The sequence below is a fragment of the Novosphingobium sp. genome (genome assembly GCF_027531025.1).
GTDB lineage: Bacteria > Pseudomonadota > Alphaproteobacteria > Sphingomonadales > Sphingomonadaceae > Novosphingobium.
In genome coordinates this window covers 122202-140763 of the sequence record NZ_JAPZQX010000004.1, presented here as the reverse complement: position 1 = coordinate 140763, position 18562 = coordinate 122202, and the positions used below count along the sequence as shown (strand labels likewise).

The window sequence follows — 18562 nt, the reverse complement described above, 5'->3', positions numbered from 1 at the left end:
GGTGATTCGCAAGTCAAGAAAAAAACGTATAAATCTTTGTATTAAAACAATTATTAATAGTCCTCATAACGCCGCGAATCGACCGCCAGATTGCCGAACTTGGTGAACTCGCTCTGGAAGTGCAGCTGGACATTGCCGGTCGAACCGTGGCGCTGCTTGGCAATGATCACGGTTGCCTTGTTCACCACCTCGAGATGGCGCTGCATCCAGGTATCGTACTTGGCGATGGCATCGGGCGAGCTGGTTTCGCTCGGCTCGTCGGGCTTGACCGCGTTGTGGTAGTACTCCTCGCGGAAGATGAACCAGACCATGTCGGCGTCCTGCTCGATCGAGCCGGATTCGCGCAGGTCAGCCAGCTGCGGCCGCTTGTCCTCGCGGCTTTCGACCGCGCGGCTGAGCTGCGATAGCGCGATCACCGGGACGGCCAGTTCCTTGGCCAGGGTCTTGAGGCCACGACTGATTTCCGAGATTTCGTTCACGCGGTTGTCGTTGGCCCGGCCCGAACCCTGCAGCAGCTGCAGGTAGTCGATCACGATCAGCCCGACGTTGTGCTTCCGCTTCAACCGTCGCGCACGGGTACGCAGCGCGGCGATCGACAGCGCCGGGGTATCGTCGATGTAGAGCGGCAGCTCGGCCAGGCGCTGGCTGGCGTACGAAATCTTCTGGAAATCCTCGCGGCTGATCTTGCCCATGCGCAGTCGTTCGCTGCTGATTTCGGCCTGTTCCGCAAGAATACGCGTGGCCAGCTGATCGGCGCTCATTTCCAGGCTGAAGAAGGCGACCGGGGCGCCGACCGACTTGGCCGGATCGATCCCGTCGGCCATGTCGCGCAGATAGCGTTCGGCGCAATTGAAGGCGATGTTGGTGGCCAGCGAGGTCTTCCCCATAGCCGGGCGCCCGGCAAGGATGATGAGGTCGGAATCGTGCAGGCCGCCGATCTTGCCGTTGAGGTCATCAAGGCCCGTGGTCAGGCCCGAAATATGCCCGCCGGAATTGAGCGCCTTTTCGATCTGGGCGATGGCGGTGAAGCTCGACTGGCGGAACGAGATCGCCTCGCTGCCGACCGAAGCGCCTTCGGCCACGCGATAGAGCGCCGCTTCGGCCCGGGCGACCTGTTCCAGCGGCTCGACGCTTTCCGAGGTATCCAGCGCATCGCTGACCAGCGTGCGTCCCACCGCCACCAGTTCGCGCAGCAGGGCCAGGTCATAGATCTGCTCGGCCAGTTCGCGCGGGGCCAGCAGGCCCTGGCCATCGGCAGTCAGCCGGGCCAGGTAGGATGCCCCGCCCAGCTCCTTGAGTGTCTCGTCCGCTTCGAAATAGGGTTTGAGCGTAACCGGGGTGACCACCGCCTTGCGATCGAGCAGTTGCAGCACCCGGTCATAGATCCGGGCATGGGCCGGTTCGAAGAAATGATCGGGCCGCAGCGGGGTAACCAGTTCCTCGATCACCCGGTTGTCGATCAGGGCCGCGCCCAGGAATGCGGCTTCCGCCTCGATATTGGCGGGCAGCGCGCGGGCGGCGGCTTCGTCGGCGCGGAGGATGAGATCGGTTTCGGCCATAAGCCGGGATCAATGCGCCGGGCCGCAACTTTCCGCAAGGCGGGGCAACAGTGCCCGGGCTGTGGATAGCGGGGACTGAATCGCACGCTTGCCCCGCCATTTCGCATCTGCAAAAAGACCCGTCACCATGGGGGACGCACGGATCATCCACATCGAGCTCGATGAAGCCACGATCCTGTGGCGCAACGCCGATATCGAGCAGGAGCGCCGGATCGCGATCTTCGACCTGATCGAGGAAAACACCTTCAAGCCGCTGCGCGCCTGGGAAGCCGGGCACCAGGGCCCCTATCGCCTGCGCCTGTCGGTCCACGATGGCCGGCTGAGCCTGGAGATCGCCGACGAAAGCGGCGGCGATCTGGAAACGCTGATCCTGGGACTGGGCCGGTTCCGGCGCCCGATCCGGGAATACTTCGCGATCTGCGACAGCTATTACCAGGCGATCCGCAAGGCCACCGCAGCCGAGATCGAGACGATCGACATGGCCCGCCGCGGCGTGCACAACGAAGCGGCCGAAATGCTGCTGGAACGGCTTGAAGGAAAAGTGGAAACCGACTTCGCCACTGCCCGGCGGCTCTTTACCCTGATCTGCGTGCTGCATATCAGGGGCTGAAGAGGGAAGGGTTCGCGAAACATCATGGCTAGAAGAAAACCCGGCCGCTGGCGGCTGCGTCTTGCCGGCGTGGCGCTGCTGCTTGCGCTGGTCGGCGCGGGCTGGGGGTGGTGGCACCTGTCCAGCTGGACCCCGCCGCGCGCGGCCTTTCCCCTGCAAGGCGTCGAGGTGGGGAGCGAGGATGGCCCGGTCGACTGGGTCGCGCTGAAAGCGGTGGGCACCGATTTTGCCTATCTCGATGCCTCGGCCAGCGCCTTTGCCCGCGATCCGGCCTTCGTCGAGAACCTGGAAGGGGCCAAGGCGGCCAGGCTGCAATGGGGCGCGGTCCACCGCTATGACCCGTGCCAGCCGGCCGACAAGCAGGCGGCCAATTTCGTTACGGTCGTCCCGCGCGAGCCGACCATGCTGCCCCCCGCGGTCTGGCTGGACCAGCTGGCCGAGGATTGCCCGATCAAGGTGAGCGATGCCGCGATCGAAAGCGAGCTGACCACCTTCATCAACCAGGTGGAGACGCATACCGGCAAGCCGGTGATCCTCAAGCTGTCGAGCGGGTTCGAACGCCGCTATCGGATCGCCGCGCGGGTTGACCGCAACCTCTGGCTGGAGCGCACCTGGCTGCAGCCCGACTATGCCGGCCGGCCCTGGACGCTGTGGACCGCCAACGACCAGCTGGCGACCCCGGCCCTGCCCGGGGCGGTGCGCTGGGTGGTCGTGCAGCCCTGACCGGGCTATGGTGTGCTAATGACCCACGATCGCGATACGCTGATTGCCGCCGCCAAGGCCGCCCAGGCCGTGGCCTATGCCCCCTATTCCAACTTTCACGTCGGCGCGGCGCTGGGCTTTGCCGATGGCGCGGTGATCACCGGGGCCAATGCCGAAAATGCCAGCTATGGCCTGGCGCTCTGTGCGGAAACCAATGCCGTATCCAAGGCGCTCAATGACGGGCGGCGCGGTGGACTTGAGGCGGTTGCCGTGGTCGGCGGGATGCACGGTCAGCCGGGCCCCACCGTCACCCCCTGCGGTCGCTGCCGCCAGGTGCTTAACGAACTGGCCCAACTGGGCGAGACCGATCCGGTGATCTGGTGCGCAGGTGAAGGTGAAGTGCTGGAACTGCGCCTGTCGGCCTTGCTGCCGCACGCCTTCGGCCCGGCGAACCTGGGCTAGGCACTCCCAGGTACCGGTACTGCCTGTGGCTGGCCTCGGGTGCATGATGCCGCTAATGTGTTGAAATGGCAGCCTCGCACTTCGCGGTAAGCATTGTTCCTTGCGGCGATATTGTCGCCAGCGAAGCATTCTACTGTCGGCTCGGCCTGGAAACTGTCAGCGACTATGGTCACTACAAGATCATGGCCGATCATCGCGGCTGGCACCTTCATTTGACCCAGGCGCCAGGCTGGCCTCCCGATATCGAGGGCAATCCCTACGGCCTCTACCTCTACGTCGAGGACGTCGATGCCGTGGCCGAGCGCGTACGCGACCTGATCATCGAGCCAGGCGATCCGAAGATGCGCCCCTGGGGCACCTACGAGTTCTCGGTCAGTGACCCCAATGGAATGCTGATAAGAGTCGGCAGGACTGCCGCCTAGTCCAGCCACTCCAGCAGCGCGGCGAGGCAATCGCGGCCAAGCTGGGCCGAGCGTTCGGGCGACCAGCCCTGCGCCGGATCGGGCAGGTCGGCATTGTCCTTGAACGGCATTTCCAGCGTCATCGAAACCGCGCCATAGCGTTCGGCCAGCTGGTTGGTGCTCATCGCCAGGTTGGCCTTGCCCTTGCCCGCGACCGGATAGCCCAGCCGGGTCTGGAAATCGGGCGTGCGGCGCGCGAGGATCGCCTTGTAGCGATCGAACCCGCCTTGCAGCTCGGCGGTCCACGAAGGGATCCCCTCGAACCCGGCCAGGAAGACTGCCGGGATCGCCTCGTCGCCGTGCACGTCGATCGCAAAGTGGACGCCGGTTTCATCCATCGCATTGCGGATGCACAGCACTTCGGGCGATTGCTCTGCACTCGGCTCATGCCATTCGCGGTTGAGGTTCACCCCTACGGCATTGGTCCGCAGGTGGCCCCGCACCGAACCATCGGGGTTGGCATTGGGGACCACGTGGAAGGTGCACTTCTGCCGCAGCGCACGGCCGACCGGATCGGCCGGATCGGTCAGGCAATCAAGCGCCCCTTCCATCCACCATTCGGCCATCGATTCGCCCGGATGCTGGCGGGCATAGAGCCAGACCTGCGTTGCGCCTTCGCCCAGGTCCAGGCAATCGATCGTCCGGCCATCCAGGCTATGGCCCAGCACGCGGTGCGATACCCCGGCAGAAAGCGCAGCCCCGGCGATCAGGTCCTGGTGCCGCTCCCACGAATAGGGCGCGAAATAGGCGAACCAGGCCAGGTTCGCGGAGGGGCGATACCGGATCGTCAGCGTGCCGCCGTCCTCGGCCTTGTCATAGCTGCTGTCGGCGCGGCCCCAGAATTCGCGGTCCTCGCTCACCACCGCGCGATAGTTCGGCCAGCCATCGGGATAGGCCGAGGCGGCAAGGCCGGTGATCTTCAGTTCAAGCTCGCGCCCGGCACAATTGCCAACGCGGAAATGGAACCACTGGGCAAAGTCCGACATGTGATCCTTGCGGATCGCCAGCCGGGCCGTGGTGCCGGAGATGGAGCGGACTTCGATATTGCCGCTGTCGAAAGCGGCGTCGATCACGATGGGTGTTGCAGTCATTTCACCGCGATAGTCTCACCCGACTGTCCGGGAAAGCCCTTGAACAGGGCTTCGCTCATCTTTGCAGCGCCAAGGGCAGTATCGGCCAGCGGGGACGATGCCCGCACGGTGAAACTGGCCCGCCCTTCCCACAAGGTTTGCTTGGAAACCCTGTCCTTGATCATCACGCCGAGCATGGTTTCCACCTGCTCGGCCGGGCGCGGGGTCAGGTTGATCCCGATGCCCACGCCCAGGCCCGAGCCATAGGAGCCCGTCGATCCGCCTACCCCGACACTGACCGGGCTGCCCACCCGGTCCGGGCGATAGGTGCTGCGCCCCAGCCGCAGTTCGGCCACTTGCCCGCTGATCGTCCCGGCCGGTGCCTCGCTATAGCCCAGTAGGGCCAGCTGGCGCTGCACCGCGGCCTGGTAGGTCTTCCATTCGAGCGAGGCCCCATCCTGCCCCGGGGCGGGTTCGACCGCGATCGTGCCCTTGCCCAGCGCGCTGATGTCCGCCGCGTGAAAGCGCGTCACCTCGACCGGCCCGGTCGGCGCGACGCAGCCCGTCACGGCGAGGGCGGCGAGGATCACGAGGGCGGTTCGACAGTGCTTCATGGCAGCGCTCCTTTGGCCCAAACATGCGCGTGCGGCGGGCAAGTGGCAAGGCGTTCGGTTTCTTGCAGCAAATCCCGGCGCAGTCATGCTAGCGGGCGAATCATGGTTCAGAAAGTTCCCGTTCTCGTCACCGGCGGTGCCGGCTATATCGGCAGCCACGCCGTGCTCGCCCTCAAGGATGCCGGCTGGCCGGTGGCCGTGATCGACAACCTCACCACCGGCTTCCGCTTTGCCGTGCCGGATGGTGTGCCGCTTTACGAAGGCGATATCGAAGACTCGGCGCTGCTGGCCCGGATCTTTGCCGAACAGGGCATCAGGGCGGTGATGCATTTCGCTGGGTCGATCATCGTCCCTGAATCGGTCGAGAACCCGCTGAAGTACTATCACAACAACACCGCCAAGAGCCGCGCCCTGATCGAGGCAGCGGTGCGCGCCGGGGTGCCGCATTTCATCTTCAGCTCCACCGCCGCAACCTATGGCGTGCCGGAAGTTTCGCCGGTGCACGAGGACAGCCCCAAGGCACCGATCAACCCTTATGGCATGTCCAAGCTGATGACCGAGATCATGCTCGGCGATGTTGCCCGTGCGCACCCGCTGAACTTCTGCGCACTGCGCTATTTCAACGTGGCCGGGGCCGATCCGCAGGCCCGGACCGGGCAATCGACCGCCGGGGCAACCCACCTGATCAAGGTGGCGGTCGAAGCCGCGCTGGGCAAGCGCGAAGGCGTCGAAGTGTTCGGCACCGACTATGCCACCCCCGATGGCACCGGCGTGCGCGACTATATCCACGTCTCGGACCTCGCCGCCGCCCATGTGTTGGCGCTGGAAGCGCTGATCGAGCAGCCGCACCGCTCCCTGACCATGAACTGCGGCTATGGCCGGGGCTTTTCGGTGCTCGAAGTACTCGATGCAGTCGACCGGGTGACCAACCGCACGATCCGGCGCACACTTTCGCCCCGCCGTGCGGGCGATCCCGATTCGCTGATTTCCGACAATGCGCGGATCAAGGCGACCCTGCCCTGGGTGCCGCAATATGCCGATCTCGATACGATCGTGGCCCATGCGCTGCAATGGGAACGCAAGCTTACGGAAATCCGCGCCGAGAGTTGACTTTGGGATGACTCGCCCCTAACGGCGCACCTTCAATTTCAGCGGCACCATGCCGCCCCGAGGACCACATGAAGATTCGCAACAGCCTCAAGTCGCTCAAGGACCGCCACCGGGACAACCGCGTGATCCGCCGCCGTGGCCGGACCTATGTGATCAACAAGACCAACCGCCGCTTCAAGGCGCGCCAGGGCTAAGCCCGGCGGTGCGGGGCATGGCCCCCGCGCTGGACATAGATCGGCCCGCCTCCCATCCGGAGCGCGGGCCGAAGTCATTTTGACCCAGGGGAACCGTTCATGACCCAGCGAATCGAGGCCGTGGTGTTCGACGTCGGCAAGGTGCTGGTCGAATGGGAACGCGATCTGCCCTTCCGCGAACTGATCCCCGATCCGGCCGAACGCGCCTGGTTCATGGAAGAGGTGATCCCGCTCTCCTGGCACGGCGAACACGATGCTGGCCGCGATGCGGAGGAAATGATCGCCGCCCGCAGCGCCGAGTTTCCCGACCATGCTCACCTGATCCGCGCCTGGCTGGACCGGTTCAACGATACGGTGCCCGGCCCTGTCCCAGGCAGCCCCGAACTGGTCGAGGCGCTGCACGCGGCCGGCGTGCCGCTTTACGCGATCACCAATTTCGGGGCCGATACCTGGGCGGGATTCCGCCCGACCTTTCCGCTGCTCGACCGGTTCCGTGACATCATCGTTTCGGGGGTAGAGAAACTCGCCAAGCCCGATCCGGCGATCTACCATCTGGCCCAGCGCCGGTTCGGCCATGCGCCGGAAGCCATGCTGTTCATCGATGACAGCCTGCCCAACGTGATCTCGGCCCGCGACTGTGGCTGGAACGCCCACCACTTCACCGAAGCCGGGCAGCTGGCAGCCGAACTGCGCGCGCACGGCCTGATCGACTGAACCACAAAAAAGAGGGCCTCCGTCTTGCGACAGAGGCCCAGCTATGGGGGGCTGTAAGGAATGCCTGCCCGGGGACCGCGGAGTGGGGGCGGCCCCGGTTCGTGCGTCAGGCGGCCGCGTTACAACGCGCGAGCTTGTCGGCGTCGAATTCGCCCTTGGGGGTGGCGAACTTGGTGACCTGACCAAAGGCCTTGGCGACCCGGGCGCAGGTGTTGATCGGGGCAGCGCCATCGACGCGGCCGGTGCATTCGGTGCCGGTGCAGCTCCACTGCACGCCATTGACCACCTTGCGGGCCGGGGCTTCGACCGCGGTCGCCAGGGTGGCGGTGTAAACGCGCGCGGCGCTCTGGGCGTGGGCGGTGTTGGTGGTGGCGGCAAAGCTGGTCACCGTGCCGACGAGCGCAAGGCCCGCAGCAAGCAGCGTGCGCGAGAGCGGATTGGCGGTAGCGGTCAGCATATCAATTCCCCTTTGGGTAACGTTCGGTTTCGTCGTTGCACGCAGGGATCGAAAGGGTCCTGGGAGGGAGACACCGATTTGCGTTGCGAATCACTACCTATCAGTATAGGTTTTCAGTTGCAACTCGAAACTGTGCGGTGCAGCAAAGATTTTCTTGTCGGCAACCGAGACGGTTTTGGGTAGGATACCACCAGGGGAATGGTCCGAGGGGCCAAGGGGATGATGATGGGTAAGCTTCGCGAACCGCTCGATGAGTCAAACAACTGTGGCCTGCCCGCCGCACTGGAAGTGATGGGCGAGCGGTGGTCATTTATGATCCTTCGCGCCGCTTTCAATGGGCTGCATCATTTCGAGGAGTTTCTGGGCGCCCTGGGGATCGCGCGCAACATTCTCTCGAACCGGCTGGCCCGGCTGGTCGAACACGGCATCATGAAGCGCCAGGCCCTGCCCGACGACCGCCGCAAGATCGAATACCGCCTGACCGAGAAGGGGCTCGACCTGCTGCCCGCGATGCTGGCCCTGCGCCAGTGGGGAGAGAAGTACGGCGCCGGCGTCCCCTCGAACCCGGTCCTCTGCGACGAGCGCGATGGTCGTCCAATCCAGCCGATTGCGATCCGTGCCCACGATGGCCGCGAACTGAGCCCGATGGAGCTGGAATGGCGCGACCAGGCTGAGGTCAACTGGCCGACCGAGAGCGCTCCGGCGACGATCCGGGCACTCTGACCCGCTAGCTGCGGCCCACCACCCGCCGATAACTGAGCGCTTCCGCCACATGGATGCGCCCGATTCCGGCGCTACCCGCCAGGTCCGCAATGGTCCGCGCCACCCGCAGCATCCGCGTATAGCCACGCGCCGATAGCCGCATGGCCTCCGCCGCCTGCATCAGCAGCTTGCGTCCGGCCTCGTCCGGCGTGGCGTGGCGCTCAAGCAGATCGCCGTCGAGTTCGGCATTGCTGCGCTTGCCGGTCCCGCTCAGCCGTTGTTCCTGCTCGCGCCGCGCCGCCGCGACCCGCGCGGCCACTTCCGCGCTGCCTTCGGCCGGGGGCGGCAGGGCCAGGTCGGCCGCGCTGACCGGATCGACTTCGACATGCAGGTCAATCCGGTCAAGCATCGGCCCGGAGACCTTGGCCTGGTAATCGGCCCCGCAACGCGGCGCGCGGCTGCATCCCAGCGCCGGATCGCCCAGGTAGCCGCAGCGGCACGGGTTCATGGCCGCGACCAGCTGGACCCGCGCCGGAAAGGTCACGTGGGCATTGGCGCGCGCCACATCGACCACCCCGGTTTCCAGCGGCTGGCGCAGCGAATCGAGCACCGCGCGCTGAAACTCGGGCAGTTCATCAAGGAACAGCACCCCCAGATGCGCCAGACTGACCTCGCCCGGCTTGACCCTGAGGCCCCCGCCGGTAAGCGCCGCCATCGATGCCGAGTGATGCGGCGAACGGAACGGCCGGGCCCGGCTGATCCGCCCTTCTTCGAGCGTCCCCGCAACGGAGGCGACCATCGACACCTCCAGCGCCTCGGCCGCACTGAGTGGCGGCAGGATGCCGGGCAGGCAGGCCGCCATCAGGCTTTTCCCTGCGCCGGGCGGCCCGATCATCAGCAGGTTGTGTCCGCCGGCCGCGGCAATCTCTAGCGCACGCTTGGCCACTTCCTGGCCCTTGACCTGCTTCAGGTCCGGCCCCGGCGCGGCGGCTTCCACCTCGCCCGGCTGGGGTTCCGGCAGGCGGGTGGTGCCCTTGAGGTGGTTGAGCAGGCTGACGAGATCCGGCGCGGCCAGCACCGGCACCCCGCTGGCCCAGCGCGCCTCGCCCCCTTGTGCCGCCGGGCAGATCAGTCCCTTGTCCGCACTCGAGGCATGGAGTGCCGCGAGCAGCACGCCGGGGCTGGCCACGACCCGGCCATCGAGCGCGAGTTCACCCACGGCAACGAAATCGCCAAGTTGCTCGGCATCGGTCACGCCCATCGCGGCCAGCAGCGCGAGGGCGATCGGCAGGTCATAGTGTGAGCCTTCCTTGGGCAGGTCCGCCAGAGACAGGTTGATCGTGATTCGCTTGGGCGGCAGGGCCAGCCCCATCGCGGCGAGCGCGGCATGGACCCGTTCGCGGCTTTCGTTGACCGCCTTGTCGGGCAGGCCGACCAGGTTGAACCGCGGCAGGCCCGGCGCGATCTGGCACTGCACTTCAACGCCGCGCGCCTCAAGCCCGAGATAGGCGACTGTCTGAACCAGCGCGACCAAGCAGAATCCCCTTGTTGTCAGGGACTTGTGATGCCGCGCCGGGGCCGCCCTGTCGAGCGAAAGCCGCACCATTTTTGCCGGTTACCCGAACTTAACCCATTACCTTGGCAAAGCGGCAAGCCCGCGCGCGCGACAAGGCTGACACCATGCCACGCCTGATCGTCCTGTTCCTGGCCCTGATCGCCTGCGCGACCCAGCCGCTGCGGGCGCAGACCGTGGTGGTGGAAACCATCACCGAGGAAGTGGTGAGCGAACCGGCCGGCTCGGAGCGCTTCGTCGCGCTCGCACCCGCCGCAGAGCCGCGCGGGATCGCCGCTTTCGGCCCATTCCGGGTACTCGATGCCACCCGGGCCGCGCTGGTTGACGTGACCGACAGCCGCAGCCCGGCTCAGTTCGAAGCCATGTTGCGGGCCTTTCCCGGCATTGGCCTGATCGAGATGATCGATTGCCCCGGCACCGAGGACGATCGCGCCAACCTGAAGCTGGGGCGGATGGTCCGGGCCCGCGGCATCGCCACCTTCGTTCCGGCGGATGGCTCGGTCCGGTCGGGCGGGGTCGAGCTGTTCCTGGCCGGCGCGCGCCGCTTTGCCGACCCGGCGGCGGAATTCGCGGTCCATTCCTGGGCTGACGAGGATGGCCGCGAGGCGAAGGACTATCCTGCCGACGCGCCGGAGAATCGGGCCTATCTGGATTACTACCGCGAGATGGGCATGGCTCCGGCCCAGGCCCAGGCCTTCTACGCCATGACCAACTCGGTCCCGTTCAGCGCGGCAAAGTGGCTGTCGGGCACGGAAATGGGCCGCTGGGTGCGGCTTGATTGAGGCCGCGGCGCTTGACTCTGTCCGCAACCTGACTTAACGGCCCGCCCCTGTGATGCGGTCGCCCCACAGGCGGCCCTTTTTGTTCGGATTTTCGAGGTTACCATGAAGCGCACCTTCCAGCCCAGCAACCTTGTTCGCGCCCGCCGCCACGGCTTCCGCGCCCGCACGGCCACTGTTGGCGGCCGCAAGGTCCTCGCCGCCCGCCGCGCGCGTGGCCGCAAGAAGCTGTCCGCCTGAGCGAATCGCCGGTCATGTCCGTCCTTACGCGGCGGGCTGATTTTCTGGCTGCCAACCGGGGCTTGCGCATAGCACGCCCCGGTTTCGTGCTTTTGGCGCACCCGAATCAGGCCCAGGGCCTGCGCTATGGCATCACCGTTACCAAGAAGATCGGCAATGCGGTGGTGCGCAACCGCATGAAGCGCCGCTTCCGCGCCCTGCTGCGCGAGCTGCTGCCCGGTGCCGGGCTGCCGGATCACGACCATGTGCTGATCGGCCGCGAAGGCGGGGTTGAGCGGGATTTCGCCCTGCTCCGCACCGAACTGGCCGCAGCGCTCGCCCGCGCGGCCGAGGGCAAGGGCGATCCCCCGCGCAAGCGCCCCGGACCGCGCAAATGAAGCGGCTGCTGATCCTGATCGCCCGCGGCTGGCAACTGGGCCCTTCGCGGATCCTGCCACCTTCGTGCCGCTATGCGCCGTCATGCTCGGAATATGCGATCCAGGCGGTGGAGAAATACGGCGCGATTAAGGGTGGCTGGCTGGCGGCGAAGCGGCTAATGCGCTGCCACCCGTGGGGCGGGCATGGCTATGATCCGGTGCCTTGAATTGCATCGGCCGGCACGCCACCTGACATGACTTGAGACGACTAGGGGCATTTCCTTGGAAAACCAGAACCAGCGCAACCTGATCCTGGCCGTGGTGCTGAGCGCGCTGCTGCTGTTTGGCTGGGATACGGGCATCCGCTATTTCTATCCCGACGCGGGCAAGCCCAAGCCGACGGCGACTGCCAGCGCGAGCGCTTCCGCCACGCCGGAAAGTGCCGAGGCGATCAAGCCGACCCGTGAGGGTGGCCTGCTGAACCCGGCCGACATTGCCCAGGAGGCCCGCGATATCAAGACCTTGCTGGCCGCTCCGAACCGCATCGCGATCACCGCGCCGGGGCTGACCGGCTCGATCAACCCGGTTGGCGGCGTGATCGATGACCTGGTGACCGTGCGCCATACCGCCACAGTCGACAAGGACAGCGGGCCGCAGCGGATCTTCTCGCCGGCCGGCACCCCGGCCCAGCACTTCGCGCAGTTCGGCTGGGTCGGCGAAGCTGGCCAGGTGCCCGGACAACAGACCCTGTGGAGTGCCCCCGCAGGCACCAAGCTGACACCTGACACCCCGGTCACGCTCACCTGGACCAACCCGGCGGGCACCACCTTCACCCTGACCTACAAGATCGACGCCGATTACATGATCACCGTCGACCAGGGCGTCAGCAATGCCGGTACCGCTCCGGTTTCGGTCCAGCCGGTTGCCCAGATCAACCGCACGAAGAAGACCGCCGCGGTTGACAGCTTCAACGTCCATGCCGGCCCCTTCGGCGCTTTCGACGAAGTGGTGAATTACGGCATCGACTATGACGATGTCGCCGAAGCGCCCAAGGCCCAGGTCGAGAACGAAGGCAGCGCCAACTGGTTCGGCTTCACCGACGTCTACTGGATGTCGACCCTGATCCCGGATACCCGGGCCAAGGCATCGAGCGACTTCCGCGCGATCGGCAACGACATCTTCCTGGCCAACATGTTCTATCCGGCCAGCACGGTCGCGCCTGGCCAGGCGCTGACCCGCACGACCAAGCTGTTCGCCGGGGCCAAGGAAATGAAGGTGCTCGACCGCTATGAGGCGGAAGGCATCGCCAATTTCGGCCTGGCGATCGACTGGGGCTGGTTCCGCTGGTTCGAACGCCCGCTGTTCATGCTGCTCGAAGCGCTGTTCCGCACGGTCGGCAACTTCGGCGTCGCGATCATCCTGCTGACCGTGATAGTGCGCGGCATCATGTTCCCGATCGCGCAGAAGCAGTTCGCCAGCATGGCGGCGATGCGCGCGATCCAGCCCAAGATGAAGGCGATCCAGGAACGCTACAAGGACGACCGGCCCAAGCAGCAGGAAGAAATCATGGCGCTCTACAAGAAGGAGGGCGTCAACCCGCTGGCCGGGTGCCTGCCGATCTTCCTGCAGATCCCGGTATTCTTCGCGCTCTACAAGGTGCTGATCCTGGCGGTGGAAATGCGCCACCAGCCCTTCGCGCTGTGGATCAAGGACCTTTCCGCGCCCGATCCGCTGCATATCTTCAACCTGTTCGGCCTGCTTGACTTCACCGTGCCCGCGTTCCTGGGGATCGGTGTGCTGGCAATCCTGCTGGGCATCACCATGTGGCTGCAGTTCAAGCTGAACCCGGCACCGATGGACCCGATCCAGGAACAGGTCTTCGCGATCATGCCCTGGCTGATGATGGTCATCATGGCGCCGTTCGCGGCCGGCCTGCTGATCTACTGGATCACCTCGAACATCCTGACGATCGCCCAGCAGAAGTACCTCTATTCCAAGCACCCGCAGCTCAAGGAGCAGGCGGCCAAGGAAGCGGCGGACGCCAAGCGGGCGCGCGAACGGAAGAGCTGAGATGGAAACCGAAGACGATCCCGTCGAACGGGCGCGGCGCCTGTTCGCGGGGCCGATCGAGTTCCTGAAGAGCGCACCGGGGCTGCAGTTCCTGCCCGATCCGGACGTGCCGGAGATCGCCTTCTCGGGCCGTTCCAACGTCGGCAAGTCGAGCCTGATCAACGCGCTGACCGGGCGCAAGTCGCTGGCCCGTGCCTCGGTCACGCCGGGCCGCACCCAGGAACTGAACTTCTTCGACGTGGGCAATCCGCTGACCTTCCGCCTGGTCGACATGCCCGGCTATGGCTATGCCAAGGCCCCGCCCCGGGTGGTCGAACAGTGGAAGCGGCTGGTCCGCGATTTCCTGCGCGGGCGGGTGGTGCTGAAGCGCACCATGTTGCTGATCGACAGCCGCCACGGGGTGAAGCCCGTCGATGCCGAGATGATGGAAATGCTCGACCAGGCCGCCGTCGGCTATCGCATCGTCCTGACCAAGGCGGACAAGATCAAGGCCAGTGAACTGGCCGCCGTGACCGCCGCGACCGAGGCCGAGGCGCGCAAGCATTCGGCCGCCTATCCGCTGGTCCACGTGACCTCGGCCGAAAAAGGCATGGGCATTCCCGAACTGCGCGCCGCCGTGATGCAGGACGCGCTGGAAACCTAATCTTCTGCCGCCGTCTGACGGCGCAGCAAGCGCACGACTGCAAGCCCCAGCACGACAACGCCGCCCAGCAGCACCAGCCACATGGCCGCCTTGCGTCCGCTGAGCGGACCGGCCGAAGCAACCGGGCCGATCTCAACCCTGGGCAGCGGTCCACTGGTGACCGTGGCGCGCGGCAGGTCGACTGGGTTACCCTGCGGGACAATGTCGGCGGGGGTCAGCAGGTTGCGCGGCGCCCCGGCCAGGCCGGCAGCCAGCCGATAGGGCGGCTTGCCATTGAACCGGGTCAACATGACCACTTCGGCATAATGAAGGATCACGCGCGGCAGGGCGGCAAAGCCGCCCGTGCGTTTGTCGGCCACGATGCGAAACTCGCGGCCGGTCGCGGCATCAAAGGTAAGCCGGTTGCCCAGCCGCATGCCGCTGCGCAGGGTTGTCCCCTCGATCCGCTGCCAGGGGGCTTCCGGATCGCGGCGCGAAAAGAATTCGACCGGCAGGACGCCTTCGTTGCCAGTCAACTCAAGTTCGACCGCAGCCGGGAAGTGCCCCCCGTCAGGCAGCGAAAAGCGCAGTTCGTGCGTGCCCTCAAGCCTTGCACCAGATGTGCTGAGCGTCACGCTGGGGCGGGCCTGGTTGATCCCGGTGATCAGCTGGGCACCCATCACCGAAACACCATCGACAGCATCCCAGGTGATCTGGAGATAGCGATCCTTCAGCGTCACCCCGCCCAGTGGCAGCCGCCCCTGTTCAAGCTGGCTACCATCGGCATCGGTTCGAAAGAGGGTCTTTTCACCCAGCAGTTCCCAGGTCTTGAGGTCGCTGCTCGCGGCGGCGCGAAAGGTTACCGGCCGCTGCAACGGCAGGTTTGCCGAAATCTGCACGCCAAGCACGCGCCGGCCCACTTCCCGGCTGTCGACCAATAGTGCCACCTGGCGCTCCCTGCCCGGGGCCCGGGCCACGCCAACCGCCCGGGCAACCTGGTCGGGGGCAATGATCAAGGCCACGCCCGCTTCGCGCGGCACCTCGGTCCCCAGCACCGGATAGGACTTCATCAATTGCAGCCGGCTGCGTTCCTCTGCCTCCTTGAACAAGGCCGCCGGCAGGGGGCGCCCCGCCCCATCAAACAATCGCAGATCCCCAAGATCGTGCGTCTTGAGCGTCAGAAGTGTTTCGGCAGGCAGGCTCAGCTGCTGCTCGGCCTTTCCTTCTGCAGGAGTGATGAACCAGCTCCGGGCATAGCTTTCCAGCCGGTTGGGATCAGCGGTCGGCGCCTTGCCGCATCCGCCCAGCACAACCAGTGAGAGGATCACCGGCGCAAGGAAGCGACGGGCATCGAGCATCTTCAAGGCTTGCGCTCCTCTGCTGTCTCATCCCGGCGCGGCGGCAGCGGCACGAAATAGCCGATCACCAGCATCAGGATCCCCACGGCGATGAAAGTCACGATCCGTTGCCACCCTTCGGCACTCGACATGTCGACCAGCAGCAGCTTGGCCACCACCAGCGCCAGCAGCCCGGCGCCAAGCAGCCACAGCGGGCGCAGCGCGCGGCGCTTGGCCAGCAGCATCAGCGCCATGGCCAGCAGCGTCCACAGGATCGAGAGGCCCGCCTGGACCACCGGGCTGTCGGTCAGGGTGGCGGCGTGCCACGGCACATCGAGCCAGTGATGGGCGGTCCGCAGCCAGATCGCGTTGACCGCGACAAAGCCCAGCAGGGCGCCGATCGCTGGGGCGACTGGCCCCTTCAGCATATCGGCGCCATCGGGCGACGGGCGGGCAGCGATTGCCATGTTCCGCCACAGCGCCAGCGCCGCCAGGGCCAGCAGGACTGACAGGTCAACCGGGTTGAGCAGCGGAACATAGGGTAGCGGAGCGGTTACCCCTTCGGCCAGCAGGGCAATACCGAAGGCCCCGCCCAGCACCAGCAGCGCCAGCGGCAGGGCGGCAATCCACCACCAGGCCGCGCCGTGGCGGGCCAGCGGCCAGACCTGCGCCGGGGCAGCCCCGCTGCGCTGCCAATCCCCGGCACGAACCAGCGCGAACAGCGCCAGCGTGCCCGCCACCAGGAAGGCCACCCCGGCCCACGAGGTCTCCCACAGGTCGGCCCGGTCGATCCCGAGGTACAGCGAATTGGCGAGGATCCCGGCCAGCAGCCAGACAGTGCCGGCATGGGCCAGCGCCTGCCAGCCTGACAGGCGGGTACCGGGGGCGGCTTCGGGCAGGGCATCGGTCTGGTACAGAACCCAGCCAACCAGCCCCAGTACCCCCGCCCAGGGCAGCACTTCCGGCCAGGTCAGCACGAAGTTGCCCGCGCCCACCTGCAGCAGCAGCGTGACCAGCGCCAGCGGCACGGCCAGCCGCGCCGGCCAGCCCGCCACCGGCCAGGCGGTGCGGCGCGCCACCCACAGCGCCAGGGCCATGGCCGCCAGAACGGCAAGCGTCAGCACCAGTTGCTGCATGGTCATGGTGAAGATCGGCACGATCAGCTCGGCATTGGCCGGATCGGGCCGGGCGCGCGTCACTTCCTGCACTAGCGCGAGGCAGGTGAAGACGAAACCGCCAAGGAACACCGGCTTTTCCAGCCCGCGCTCGATCGGGGCATAGCCCTTGGCCAGCCATGATCCGCTGTGCGGCAAGTCGCGCCGCAGCCACCAGGCCAGTGCCAGTAGCGGCCCGGCGACCAGCACCAGTTCGACAAAGGCATTGTTGGCCAGCGGCAGCGCGGCCACGTTCGGCTCCAGCGTGACCAGGGCAATCCCCGCCGCCACTGCCACCAGCAGCAGGCCAAAGGCGCGCGGCATCCAGCGGGCCTGGCGCATGCCCACCCAGAAGGCGGCGAGGCCTTCGAGCGCCCAGGCCGAGCCGGTCCAGCGAACATCGAGCGCCAGCGGGATCGCGAGGGTGACGAAGCCCACCCCGATCGCGATCAGGCATTCGCCCAGCACCCGCGTTTCGGGTCGCGGTTTGCGCCAGACCCAGGCCGCCAGCGCGACATAGACCGCGCCAAAGACCAGCGCGGCATAGGCCTGGCCAAAGGGCCGATCTGCCACCAGCTGCGCCTGCATCCCGAATCCAACCAGCGCCGTACCGAACAGCAGGGTCGAATCCGCCGCGAGGCCGAACTTGCCCGGCGTGTTGTGGGCATAGAGGATCGCGGTGACGAGGTAGATCGCCACGGTCAGCGCCAGGAACACCTGGCAGTACCAGAAATGCACCGGGACATAGCTGGTCGCAGCCCAGAGCCCACCAATGCCGAAGCTGGCGAAGAAGCCCAGCAGGTTAAGCGGCCGCCACGATTTCCAGCGGGCAATGACCAGGATCGCAAGGTTCAGCACGGTTCCATAGGTGAACAGCGCCAAGGGCGTCTCGCTCTCCCCGCCCAGCAACACCGGCACGGCGAAGCCCCCGGCAAAGGACAAGAGCGCCATGGCGCGCGAATCCTGGAGCAGCGCCAGCGCACAGCCCAGCGCGGCGATCACCACCATCAGGCCGAAAGCGGCGAGCGGCGGCATCACCTCGAACACCCGCGCGGCGGCGAAGACCGTCAGGTAAAGCACGGCCACGCCGCCGCCCTGCAAGGCCAGGCCGAACTCGGGCCGTTCGATCCGGCGGTTGAAACCTACCGCCAGCAGCCCGATCCCGGCCGCGCCGACCAGCGCCAGGCGCAGCTCGATCGGGAACAGCCCGGCGGCAGCGGCATAGCGGGCAAGGAAGCTCAGCCCGACGAACAGGATGACCAGGCCGACCCGGACGATCGTGTTGCCGCCCAGGAACCAGTCGCGCACCGCGCCGATCCCGCGCTCGATCGCGCTCGGTTCGGCTGGCGGCAACTCGGCTTCCGGCGCGGCTGGCGGGGGTGGCGGGGGTGGCGCGGCCAGTGCGGCGGCGGGAATCGCCTCCTTGGCAGCAGCACGGCGGGTGACGGGAACACTGGCTTGCGGCGCGGGCGCAGCCGGAGCGGGCGGCGGGGCCACTGCGCGGGCCGCCAGCGCCAGCTCGATCTGGTCGGCGATGTAATCCTTCAGCTCGGCATCGACGATCCGCTTGAGCGTCGCCCGGGCCAGCCCTTCAACCGAACTGTGCAGCCACAGCCCGGCCAGCAGGCCGAACAAGCCGCCGACGATCAGCCCGAAGGGTTCGAAATCGGCGGCCAGCCAGCCGAGCAGCGCGCCACAGGTTGCACCCCAGAGTCTCATCGCCAGCCACCTCCCTTGGGGAGCGCAGTCTAGGCATGAGAGGGGGGCGGCGGCAAT

At 66.5% G+C, this 18562-nt stretch carries 21 protein-coding genes; 14 read left to right on the top strand and 7 right to left on the bottom strand.

Annotation, left to right across the window (positions count from 1 at the left end; genetic code table 11):
* Positions 1-53: 53 nt before the first annotated feature.
* Positions 54-1559 (bottom strand): replicative DNA helicase, encoded by a 1506-nt coding sequence (locus O9281_RS07285; protein ID WP_298184161.1) that lies wholly within the window; start codon positions 1557-1559, stop codon positions 54-56.
* A gap of 127 nt (positions 1560-1686) precedes the next feature.
* On the opposite strand from O9281_RS07285, the gene O9281_RS07280 reads away from it, so the two are divergent.
* The 4 genes from O9281_RS07280 to O9281_RS07265 all read left to right on the top strand — a co-directional run bounded on the left by O9281_RS07280 (position 1687) and on the right by O9281_RS07265 (position 3755).
* Positions 1687-2169 (top strand): UPF0262 family protein, encoded by a 483-nt coding sequence (locus tag O9281_RS07280; RefSeq protein WP_298184159.1) that lies wholly within the window; start codon positions 1687-1689, stop codon positions 2167-2169.
* 24 nt (positions 2170-2193) lie between these two features.
* Positions 2194-2892: a glycoside hydrolase family 25 protein gene (locus O9281_RS07275; protein WP_298184157.1), complete on the top strand. Its 699-nt coding sequence runs from the start codon at positions 2194-2196 to the stop codon at positions 2890-2892.
* Positions 2893-2910: 18 nt separating this feature from the next.
* Positions 2911-3333 (top strand): cytidine deaminase, encoded by a 423-nt coding sequence (locus O9281_RS07270; protein WP_298184155.1) that lies wholly within the window; start codon positions 2911-2913, stop codon positions 3331-3333.
* Between the two features lie 65 nt (positions 3334-3398).
* Entirely contained in the window at positions 3399-3755 is a 357-nt protein-coding gene (locus tag O9281_RS07265) for a VOC family protein (protein ID WP_298184153.1), read from the top strand.
* Here the strand turns inward: O9281_RS07265 and O9281_RS07260 are convergent.
* Both O9281_RS07260 and O9281_RS07255 read right to left on the bottom strand, forming a co-directional pair.
* Positions 3752-4885: a M14-type cytosolic carboxypeptidase gene (locus O9281_RS07260; RefSeq protein WP_298184152.1), complete on the bottom strand. Its 1134-nt coding sequence runs from the start codon at positions 4883-4885 to the stop codon at positions 3752-3754. The two genes, O9281_RS07265 and O9281_RS07260, sit on opposite strands and share 4 nt — an antisense overlap.
* Positions 4882-5478, bottom strand: a complete 597-nt coding sequence (locus O9281_RS07255) for a DUF4136 domain-containing protein (protein WP_298184150.1) — start codon at positions 5476-5478, stop codon at positions 4882-4884. Before O9281_RS07255 ends, O9281_RS07260 begins: the two co-directional genes overlap by 4 nt.
* Positions 5479-5580: 102 nt before the next feature.
* Between O9281_RS07255 and galE the strand changes: the two genes are divergently transcribed.
* The 3 genes from galE (at position 5581) to O9281_RS07240 (ending at position 7496) form a co-directional block, all read left to right on the top strand.
* Positions 5581-6588, top strand: coding sequence for a UDP-glucose 4-epimerase GalE (galE, locus tag O9281_RS07250; RefSeq protein WP_298184148.1), 1008 nt, complete (start codon positions 5581-5583; stop codon positions 6586-6588).
* A 68-nt stretch (positions 6589-6656) separates the two neighbouring features.
* Positions 6657-6782 (top strand): type B 50S ribosomal protein L36, encoded by a 126-nt coding sequence (gene ykgO, locus O9281_RS07245; RefSeq protein ID WP_003046794.1) that lies wholly within the window; start codon positions 6657-6659, stop codon positions 6780-6782.
* 99 nt (positions 6783-6881) lie between these two features.
* Entirely contained in the window at positions 6882-7496 is a 615-nt protein-coding gene (locus O9281_RS07240) for an HAD family hydrolase (RefSeq protein WP_298184145.1), read from the top strand.
* A 106-nt stretch (positions 7497-7602) separates the two neighbouring features.
* On the opposite strand, the gene O9281_RS07235 is transcribed toward O9281_RS07240, so the two are convergent.
* Positions 7603-7953, bottom strand: coding sequence for a hypothetical protein (locus O9281_RS07235; protein ID WP_298184144.1), 351 nt, complete (start codon positions 7951-7953; stop codon positions 7603-7605).
* Positions 7954-8178: 225 nt separating this feature from the next.
* On the opposite strand from O9281_RS07235, the gene O9281_RS07230 reads away from it, so the two are divergent.
* Entirely contained in the window at positions 8179-8676 is a 498-nt protein-coding gene (locus tag O9281_RS07230; protein WP_298184143.1) for a helix-turn-helix domain-containing protein, read from the top strand.
* Between the two features lie 4 nt (positions 8677-8680).
* Here O9281_RS07230 and O9281_RS07225 read toward each other — a convergent pair whose 3' ends face one another.
* A complete protein-coding gene (locus tag O9281_RS07225) occupies positions 8681-10189 on the bottom strand; it encodes a YifB family Mg chelatase-like AAA ATPase (protein ID WP_298184141.1) in 1509 nt (502 codons plus the stop codon).
* 104 nt (positions 10190-10293) lie between these two features.
* Here O9281_RS07225 and O9281_RS07220 point away from each other — a divergent pair, with 104 nt between their 5' ends.
* The 6 genes from O9281_RS07220 to yihA all read left to right on the top strand — a co-directional run bounded on the left by O9281_RS07220 (position 10294) and on the right by yihA (position 14316).
* The gene (locus O9281_RS07220) at positions 10294-11010 is read left to right on the top strand and encodes an alpha/beta hydrolase (protein WP_298184139.1); all 717 of its coding nucleotides are present in this window, start codon (positions 10294-10296) and stop codon (positions 11008-11010) included.
* A gap of 102 nt (positions 11011-11112) precedes the next feature.
* Entirely contained in the window at positions 11113-11247 is a 135-nt protein-coding gene (rpmH, locus tag O9281_RS07215) for a 50S ribosomal protein L34 (protein WP_039336437.1), read from the top strand.
* Positions 11248-11261: 14 nt separating this feature from the next.
* Positions 11262-11624, top strand: a complete 363-nt coding sequence (rnpA, locus tag O9281_RS07210) for a ribonuclease P protein component (RefSeq protein ID WP_298184131.1) — start codon at positions 11262-11264, stop codon at positions 11622-11624.
* Positions 11621-11830 (top strand): membrane protein insertion efficiency factor YidD, encoded by a 210-nt coding sequence (gene yidD / locus O9281_RS07205; protein ID WP_147089302.1) that lies wholly within the window; start codon positions 11621-11623, stop codon positions 11828-11830. Before rnpA ends, yidD begins: the two co-directional genes overlap by 4 nt.
* A gap of 55 nt (positions 11831-11885) precedes the next feature.
* The gene (gene yidC / locus O9281_RS07200) at positions 11886-13673 is read left to right on the top strand and encodes a membrane protein insertase YidC (RefSeq protein WP_298184129.1); all 1788 of its coding nucleotides are present in this window, start codon (positions 11886-11888) and stop codon (positions 13671-13673) included.
* Between the two features lies 1 nt (position 13674).
* Positions 13675-14316 carry a ribosome biogenesis GTP-binding protein YihA/YsxC gene (gene yihA / locus O9281_RS07195; RefSeq protein WP_298184128.1) on the top strand — a complete coding sequence of 214 codons (642 nt, stop codon included), beginning with the start codon at positions 13675-13677 and terminating at the stop codon, positions 14314-14316.
* Here the strand turns inward: yihA and O9281_RS07190 are convergent.
* Together O9281_RS07190 and O9281_RS07185 are read right to left on the bottom strand one after the other, a co-directional pair.
* Complete coding sequence (locus O9281_RS07190) at positions 14313-15653, bottom strand: DUF3999 family protein (protein WP_298184641.1); 1341 nt, start codon at positions 15651-15653, stop codon at positions 14313-14315. The genes yihA and O9281_RS07190 overlap by 4 nt on opposite strands.
* A 2-nt stretch (positions 15654-15655) precedes the next feature.
* The gene (locus O9281_RS07185; protein WP_298184127.1) at positions 15656-18505 is read right to left on the bottom strand and encodes a DUF2339 domain-containing protein; all 2850 of its coding nucleotides are present in this window, start codon (positions 18503-18505) and stop codon (positions 15656-15658) included.
* Positions 18506-18562 lie beyond the last annotated feature (57 nt).